Annotated in this window: 7 protein-coding genes; 2 read left to right on the plus strand and 5 right to left on the minus strand. The window is 74.5% G+C overall.

Going from position 1 to position 7,548, the window contains the following annotated elements; genetic code table 11:
• Positions 1–123: 123 nt before the first annotated feature.
• The 4 genes from ACZ499_RS35415 to ACZ499_RS35430 form a co-directional block, all read right to left on the minus strand.
• A complete protein-coding gene (locus ACZ499_RS35415) occupies positions 124–945 on the minus strand; it encodes a polysaccharide deacetylase family protein (RefSeq protein ID WP_468680706.1) in 822 nt (273 codons plus the stop codon).
• The gene (locus ACZ499_RS35420; protein WP_468680727.1) at positions 942–2,198 is read right to left on the minus strand and encodes a glycosyltransferase family 2 protein; all 1,257 of its coding nucleotides are present in this window, start codon (positions 2,196–2,198) and stop codon (positions 942–944) included. Before ACZ499_RS35420 ends, ACZ499_RS35415 begins: the two co-directional genes overlap by 4 nt.
• Before the next feature lie 250 nt (positions 2,199–2,448).
• Entirely contained in the window at positions 2,449–3,546 is a 1,098-nt protein-coding gene (locus ACZ499_RS35425; RefSeq protein WP_468680708.1) for a GNAT family N-acetyltransferase, read from the minus strand.
• A 110-nt stretch (positions 3,547–3,656) separates the two neighbouring features.
• Positions 3,657–4,349, minus strand: a complete 693-nt coding sequence (locus tag ACZ499_RS35430; RefSeq protein ID WP_468680710.1) for an aspartate/glutamate racemase family protein — start codon at positions 4,347–4,349, stop codon at positions 3,657–3,659.
• Between the two features lie 56 nt (positions 4,350–4,405).
• Between ACZ499_RS35430 and ACZ499_RS35435 the strand changes: the two genes are divergently transcribed.
• Both ACZ499_RS35435 and ACZ499_RS35440 read left to right on the plus strand, forming a co-directional pair.
• Complete coding sequence (locus tag ACZ499_RS35435) at positions 4,406–5,011, plus strand: HD domain-containing protein (RefSeq protein ID WP_468680712.1); 606 nt, start codon at positions 4,406–4,408, stop codon at positions 5,009–5,011.
• Between the two features lie 128 nt (positions 5,012–5,139).
• Positions 5,140–6,015, plus strand: coding sequence for an NmrA family NAD(P)-binding protein (locus tag ACZ499_RS35440; protein WP_468680713.1), 876 nt, complete (start codon positions 5,140–5,142; stop codon positions 6,013–6,015).
• Here the strand turns inward: ACZ499_RS35440 and hutI are convergent.
• Complete coding sequence (gene hutI, locus ACZ499_RS35445; protein ID WP_468680716.1) at positions 5,994–7,163, minus strand: imidazolonepropionase; 1,170 nt, start codon at positions 7,161–7,163, stop codon at positions 5,994–5,996. The genes ACZ499_RS35440 and hutI overlap by 22 nt on opposite strands.
• Positions 7,164–7,548: the final 385 nt, after the last annotated feature.

The raw sequence follows: 7,548 nt of genomic DNA on the forward strand, positions 1-7,548 counted from the left end.
GGATGTGGTGCGCGGCCGTCACGCCGCCGTCCCCTGGCTGTCCCCTTCAGCGAAGTATAGGAACCTGCTTCGCTTTTGTGATGCTGTCGTACGGTCCCGTCCCCGGCGGCTCCGCCGGGGAGCTCACCCCGCGAAGACCGGGCCGCGCACGGCCGCCCTGGCCCGTCGGTAGAGCCGCCAGCCGACGGTCGCCGCCGAGTCCCGGTACGGAGCGATACGGGCCCCCGCGCCGCCCATCCACGCCTCGACATCCGCGACGGTGTGGCCGCGGCGCACGATGAGGCGGGCGATGCGGTACGAGTCGTCGGCGTCCGAGCTCAGCGCGTGCCGCACGGCGACCGCGCTCTCGTACCCGGCGGCGCGGGCGGCCCGGCGCACGGCGCCGCTGTTGTAGCCGTGCGGATACGCGAGATGAGCCACCTCGTGGCCGAGCGCGTCCTCCAACGTGGCTTTGGAGTCGGCCAGTTCGCGCCGCAGGGCCTTCGCGGTGAGCGTGTCGAGCTGGGGGTGCGAGACCGTGTGCCCGCCGACCTCCATCCCGTACTGCTCCAGGAGTTTCGCCTGCCCCAGGGTCATCATCGGCGCCGGGGGCAGCAGCGAACGGCCGCCCGGGGCGAGCGCGCCGGTGGTGAGGTACGCGGTCGCGGGCAGCCCGCGGACGGCGAGCGCGTCGGCGGTGGACCCCGGCAGATCCGCGAAGCCGTCGTCGAAGGTGAGCACGACGGGTCTCGGCGGCAGCACCGCCCGCCCCGCGAAGTGGCCGGCGAGGGCGCCGACGGTGACGGGGGTGCGGCCACTGGCCACGATCGCGTCGAGGTGTGCGGCGAACTGCCGCGGCGAGACCGTGAATTCGGCGATCCAGGCGGGCGGGTCGTCCATGACGGCGTGGTAGAGGAGGACGGGGACGGCGTCCCCGCCGCCCGAAGGGGCCGGTGCCGTCGTCATCGCGTCGCCTCCCACGGCCGCCGCAGTCCGCGCACCCGGCGCCGGGCCCGCAGATAGCCGAGGGGGCCGTACAGCATCCCCCGGCGCTCCAGGCGGGACAGGCCGCGCGGCCACGGGTAGCCCTGAGCGCCGTGCTCGCCCGGCACCGACTGCTCGCCCGCGGCGCGGTGGGCGCTGATGGCGCGGGCGTGGGCGAGGCCGCGCGGCAGTCGGGCCAGGAGCGCGGGCAGCAGCGCGGGACGGCGCACCAGGAGCGCGGTGAGGTAGGCGGTGAGCCCGGCGCCGTACCCGTACGCCTGGTTCTCCAGGTCCTGCCAGGTCTCGCGGTGGTGGTGCCAGACCAGCGCCTCGGGCGTGTAGCCGAGCCGGTGCCCGGCGACGACTATCCGCGCGAACGCGTACAGGTCGTCGCCGCCCCTGGCCGGGGTCCCCGTGCCGGTCGCCGGGTCGAAGCCGCCGACGGCACGCAGGGCGGCGGCCCGGAAGGCCATGTTGGCGCCGGAGCCGAACCGGCCCGCGGTGAACGGGAACAGCGGCTCGTCGGCGGGCGGCCGGGCCGGGTCGAAGCAGCGCGGCGCGAAGCCCTTGGTGAACCCGCCGTGGCTCTCCAGCAGGATCTGCGCGGGCGTGCACAGCCGGGCGGGCAGGATCAGCCCGGTCGTACAGCCGAGCCCCGGGTCGGCGGCGAAGGGCGCGGCGAGCGCGCTCAGCCAGCGCGGGTCGGCGACCACGTCGTCGTCGGTGAACGCCAGAATCGTTCCCTCTGCCACGGCGACGCCCCGGTTGTGCGCGGCGGCGAGGCCCGGCACGGGCTCGCGGACGTAGCGCACGCCGTGCGCCGCGTAGCTCCCCTCGACGAGCCCGCGGGTCCGGGCGGTCACCGGGCTGTTGTCGACGACCACGATCTCGTAGTCGGGGTGGTCCTGGCGGAGCAGCGAATCCAGCGCCCGGGCGAGCTGTCCGGCCCGCTCACGGGTGGCGACGACGACGCTCGCGCGCGGCAGCCGCACCGGCGACGCGGACCGCCCGTCCGGCGGCACATACCCGGCGAGCTGCTTACGGGCGGCCGCGGCCAGCACCTCGGCGGCGTCCTCGCCGGGTCCGACCCGGCCGATCACCGTGCCGACCGGGCGGCCCCTGAGGCGGACCAGGACGTACGCCTCGCCCTCCCCGACGGGCGGCCCGCCGGGCGCGGGGGCCAGCGAGAGCACCCCGCCGTCGAGCCCGTCGAGGTCCAGCTCCCCGACGCCGATGCCCCCCTGGACACCCTGCTCCCGGACCAGCCCCTCGGCCTCCGGCAGCCGTGGTGCGCCCGCTCTGTGTGCGTGTGCCGTACGACGTGACATGCGACTCCCCCGTGATCTTCCGGGTGGTGCGGCGGTGCGGGTGGGGCGGCGGTGCGGGTGGTGCGGCCCGGCAGGTGGTGCGGCCCCCCAGGTGGTGCGGACCCGCAGGCGGTGCGGACCCGCAGGCGGTGCGGCCCAGCGGGTGGTGCGGCCGGGCTCAGCGCCCGCCTCGCAGGCGGCCCGCCTGTTTCAGCGTGCGTCGGCCGAACGCGGCGAGCGCGGGCCGCTCCCGTACGAACCCGTGCGCGCGGCGGGACGGCTCGCGGCCCAGCCAGTGCAGTGCGGCCCCGGCCCCCGGCCGCACCGAGGCGCCCTCGTACACCGGGACCTCCCCGGTCTTCAGGGCGTCCTTGTACTCGGCGGCCCCCCGCCCCAGGTCCAGCACCCCGATCCCGGCGGCGGCCGCCGCCTCGGCCATCCGCAGATGCAGGACGAGCCCGGGCGAGTACTTGGCGAACTCCGGGTCGTACGAAGGGAACCAGCACGACAGGACCGTGCGCGAGCGCAGCCCGAAGTGGGCGGCGACCGGGCGGTCCGCCACGTGGAGGACGGACAGGACGCCGGAGCAGCCGGGCGCGCCGGTGTGCGCGAGGTACCGCACCAGGGTGCTGATCCAGGCCTGCGCGAACCGGTCGCGGCGGCCGGTGCGGCGGTACTGCGCGGACTTCCACTCCATGAGCTGCCGCAGCGCCCCCGGATCCCGCTCGTCGAAGACGAACCGCACCTCGCCCGCCTGCCGCCCGAGCCTGCGCTCCTTGGCGGTGGTGGTGCGGAAGAACTTGGGCGAGCGCTCGCGCAACCCGCTCTCGTACGCCTCGTACCCCGCGCCGACGTCGACGACGAAGGAGGGGTAAGAGTCGGCCGCGCCCGGGACGAAGAGCCCCTGCCCGGCCTCCAGGTTGTCGAACGCCCAGGCGGAGAGGGAGCAGGCGCGCAGCAACTCCCTCACATCCAGGGCGACTTCGGGCCGGGCGACGATCCCCTGACTGTCGGACACACCGAACCCGATGGCCCGCCCCCGCCCGAACCGGCCCTTCTCGAAGGGGAAGAAGGCGGCCGGCTCACCCCCGTCATCGACCACCGCGACCCGCGCCGAGGGCCGCACATGGGCGACGGCGAGGGTGAACTCGGGCTCCATGAACGGGTTCGCGGGCGCGCCCGACTTCGCCCGTATCTCACGCCAGACGTCCAGCTCACCGGCGTTCAGCTCGCCGGGTCTGACCACCCGGATCCGGCCACCGCGTCCACTGCTCAATTCGACCCCCCGGTCTCCCCCTGAGCACGTGCCAAGGACGGTACCGGTCGAAATGTCGGGACGGTAGCCGATCGGCCGCTCTTGTGACCGTACGGTGAAGGACGCGCGCTCTAGCGGGTGAGCGCGGCGGTGACGGCGGCCTCGGCGTGGAGGCGGGTGGTGGGGAACACCGGTACGGGGCAGTGTTCCTGACGGATCAACAGCTCGATCTCGGTGCAGCCGAGGATGACACCTTCGGCGCCGTCGGAGACGAGCCGGGAGATGACGTCCTGATACGCGGCACGGGACTCGTCCCGTACGACCCCCAGGCACAACTCCTCGTAGATGACGCGGTGGACGAGAGCGCGGTCGTCGGCGTCGGGCGTGACCACTTCCAGCCCATGCGAACGCAGCCGGTCCCGGTAGAAGTCCTGCTCCATGGTGAAGGCGGTGCCGAGGAGGCCGACGCGGCGGATGCCCCGGGCCCGTACGGCCTGAGCGGTCGCGTCGCCCAGGTGCAGCAGCGGCACCGAGACGGCCGCGGCGACCTGGTCCGCCACCTTGTGCATGGTGTTGGTGCAGATGAGCACGAGGTCGGCCCCGGCCGCCTCCAGCCCCTTGGCGGCCCCGGCCAGGACCTCCCCGGCGCGCTCCCACTCCCCGGCGCGCTGGAACTCCTCGATCTCGGCGAAGTCCACGGAGTGCAGGACGCAGCGGGCCGAGTGCAGCCCGCCGAGCCGCTCGCGTACGAGCTCGTTGAGAAGCCGGTAGTACTCCGCGCTGGACTCCCAGCTCATTCCGCCGATCAGGCCGATGGTCTTCATCCGGCCACTCTAGGCTGGGGGGTGATCGATCGACTCGACGAGGGGTGGGGACGCGTATGTTGACCGAGGTCGCGGGGGTAAAGGTGCCCGAGGGGCATGCGGCGGAGGCGGCGCGGCTGGTCTGCGCGGAGTACGCGGACGAGGCGCTGTACCACCACTCGCTGCGGTCGTACTTCTTCGGCGCGGCCTGGGCCGAGGAGCGCGGCCTCGACTACGACCGCGAGCTGTTCTTCGTCTCCGCGCTCCTGCACGACCTGTCGCTCACGCCGCCCTTCGACAGCCACACCCTGCCCTTCGAGGAGGCGGGCGGCCATCTGGCCCGCGTCTTCACGGCGGGCCTCGGCTGGCCCGGCGCGCGCCGCGACCGGGCGGCCGAGCTGATCGTGCTGCACATGCGGGACGACGTGGCGCCGGAGGTGGACGTGGAGAGCCACCTGTTGCAGGTGGGGACGAGCGCGGACGTGTCGGGGACGGGCCTGGACGCGTTCTCCGCTTCGTTCCGGGCGGAGCTGGTGGCGGCGTATCCGCGGCTGGGCTTCGCGGAGGCGTTCGTGGGCCTGTTCCGCGACCAGGCGGAGCGGAAGCCGGGGTGTGCGGCGGGGGAGCTGGTGGCGGGTGGCTGGGAGGCGCGGGCGCTGGGGAACGGGCTGGATCTGGGCTGAGGCCGAGCGGGTTGCGCCAACCGGCGTGCGCCGCGTGCCGCTGTGCCCACCCGTGCCGCCCCAGCGGCACGATTGCCCACAGCCAGGTAGGCACATCGCACGTCGCACAGCGACCCCCAGGAGGGCCCATGACCACCCCCGTCATCGCCGTAACCGGTGCCAGTGGAGCCATCGGCGGTCGGGTGGCCCGGCGGCTCGCCGAGCGGGGCATCGCGACGCGGCTCGTCGGGCGCGACCCGGACCGGCTGCCCGATCTGGCCGGGGCGGTCAAGGCGCCGGCCGCCGCGTTCGGGGACGGGAGGGCCATGAGGGAGGCGCTGGACGGGGCCGGGACGCTGCTGATGGTGTCGGCGCACGAGGCCCCCGGCCGCGTACGCGAGCACACCACCGCCGTGGACGCGGCCGTCGCGGCGGGTGTGTGCCGCATCGTGTACGTGTCGTTCCTCGGCGCCGCCCCCGACGCCGCGTTCACCTTCGCGCGCGACCACTGGCACACCGAGCAGTACATCCGGGGCACGGGCCTGGCGTACACGTTCCTGCGGGACAGCCTCTATCTGTCCGGGCTCGCCGCGATGGCGGGCCCGGACGGGGTGATCCGGGGCCCCGCCGGGGACGGCCGGGTCTCGGGCGTGGCGCACGAGGACATCGCGGACGTGGCGACGGCCGTACTCCTGGAGGAAGGCGAGGAGCACGACGGCGTCACGTACGACGTCACCGGGCCCGAAGCCCTCACGCTCACCGAGGTGGCGGCGGAGCTGAGCCGGGTGGCGGGGCGGACGGTCACCTATGTGGCGGAGACCCGGGAGGAGGCCTTCGCCTCACGGGCCGGGTACGGCGCCGAGGAGTGGGAGGTCACCGGCTGGGTGAGCTCGTACGAGGCGATCGCCGCCGGGGAGATGGCGACGGTCGCGGACACCGTGCCCCGGCTGGCCGGGCACCGGGCGCAGTCGTTCGCCCAGTACCTGGAGGCCCACCCCAGGGCCTACCGGCACTTGATGCCCTGACGCCAGACGTCGCTGATCAGCGGCACACCGGGCCGGTAGGCGAGGTGGACGTGGCTCGGCGCGTCGAGCAGCGCGAGGTCGGCGCGGGCGCCGGGCGCGATCCGCCCGACGTCGGTGCGCCGCAGCGCGGCGGCGCCCCCGGCGGTGGCGGCCCAGAGGGCCTCGTCGGGGGTCATCTTCATGTCCCGTACGGCGAGCGCGACGCAGAACGGCATCGAGGACGTGAACGAGGACCCCGGGTTGCAGTCCGTGGACAGCGCGACCGTCACCCCCGCGTCGAGCAGCCGCCGGGCGTCGGGCCACTGGGCGCGGGTGGAGAACTCGGCGCCGGGGAGCAGGGTGGCGACGGTGGAGCCGCTGGCGAGCGCGTCGACGTCGGCGTCGGTGAGGTGGGTGCAGTGGTCGGCGCTGGCCGCGTCGAGCTCGACGGCGAGCTGGACGCCGGGCCCGTAGGAGAGCTGGTTGGCGTGTACGCGGGGGGTGAGCCCCTTGGCCTTGCCCGCGAGGAGGATGGCCCGGGCCTGGTCCCCGTCGAACGCCCCCTTCTCGCAGAAGACGTCGACCCAACGGGCGTACGGGGCACAGGCGTCGAGCATCTCGCCGGTCACGAGCTCGACGTAGGCGGCGGGGTCCTCGGCGTACTCCGGGGCCACGATATGAGCCCCCAGATAGGTCACTTCATCCGTGTGCCCGGCGGCGATGCGCAGGGCGCGGGCCTCGTCCTCGACGGTGAGGCCGTACCCGGACTTGGTCTCGAAGGTGGTCGTCCCCTGGCGCAGGGCCTCGCCGATGTACCGGGCGACGTTCGCGCCGAGCTCGGCGTCGGTGGCGGCGCGGGTGGCGGCGACGGTGGTCCGGATCCCGCCCGCCCTGTACGGCTGCCCCGACATCCGGGCGTTGAACTCCTGGGTGCGGTCGCCCGCGAAGACGAGGTGCGAGTGGGAGTCGACGAACCCGGGGATGGCGGCGCGGCCCTGCGCGTCGTGGGTGGTGTCGGCGGCGGGTGCGGCGTCCTGGGCCCCCACCCACGCGATGGTGTCGCCGTCGATCACTACGGCGGCGTTCTCGATGAGGCCGAGGGGGGTGGGGCCGAGGGTGGGGTCGTTGGTGACGAGGGTGGAGATGTTGGTGAGGAGGGTGGTGGTCATCGGTGCGGGCTCCTGTCGGTGGTCGGCGGTCTTGTACCCCACCCCGCCCCTTCCCGAAAGCCCTCCGGCGGGCGGCCGGGGGCTTCGCGCCGGGGCCCCGTGTTCGTCTGCGGGCTGGGTGTGGCTGGTCGCGCAGTTCCCCGCGGAGCCCTCCCGGGGGGCGGGGGTTCGTCTGCGGGCTGGGTGTGGCTGGTCGCGCAGTTCCCCGCGCCCCTTAGGTAACTCCAGCCCCTCCGGCGTGCGAGGAGCGGGGGCGCGGGCACATCCAGCCCCTCCGGCGTTTGAGGAGCGGGGGGCAGGGAGCGAAGCTCCCGCCCCTTCAGGGGCGCGGGGAACTGCGCGACCAGCCACAGGCTGCCTGCAGACGAAGGGGGTCCGGGGCAAA

The sequence above is a fragment of the Streptomyces sp. NPDC031265 genome, assembly GCF_055570295.1.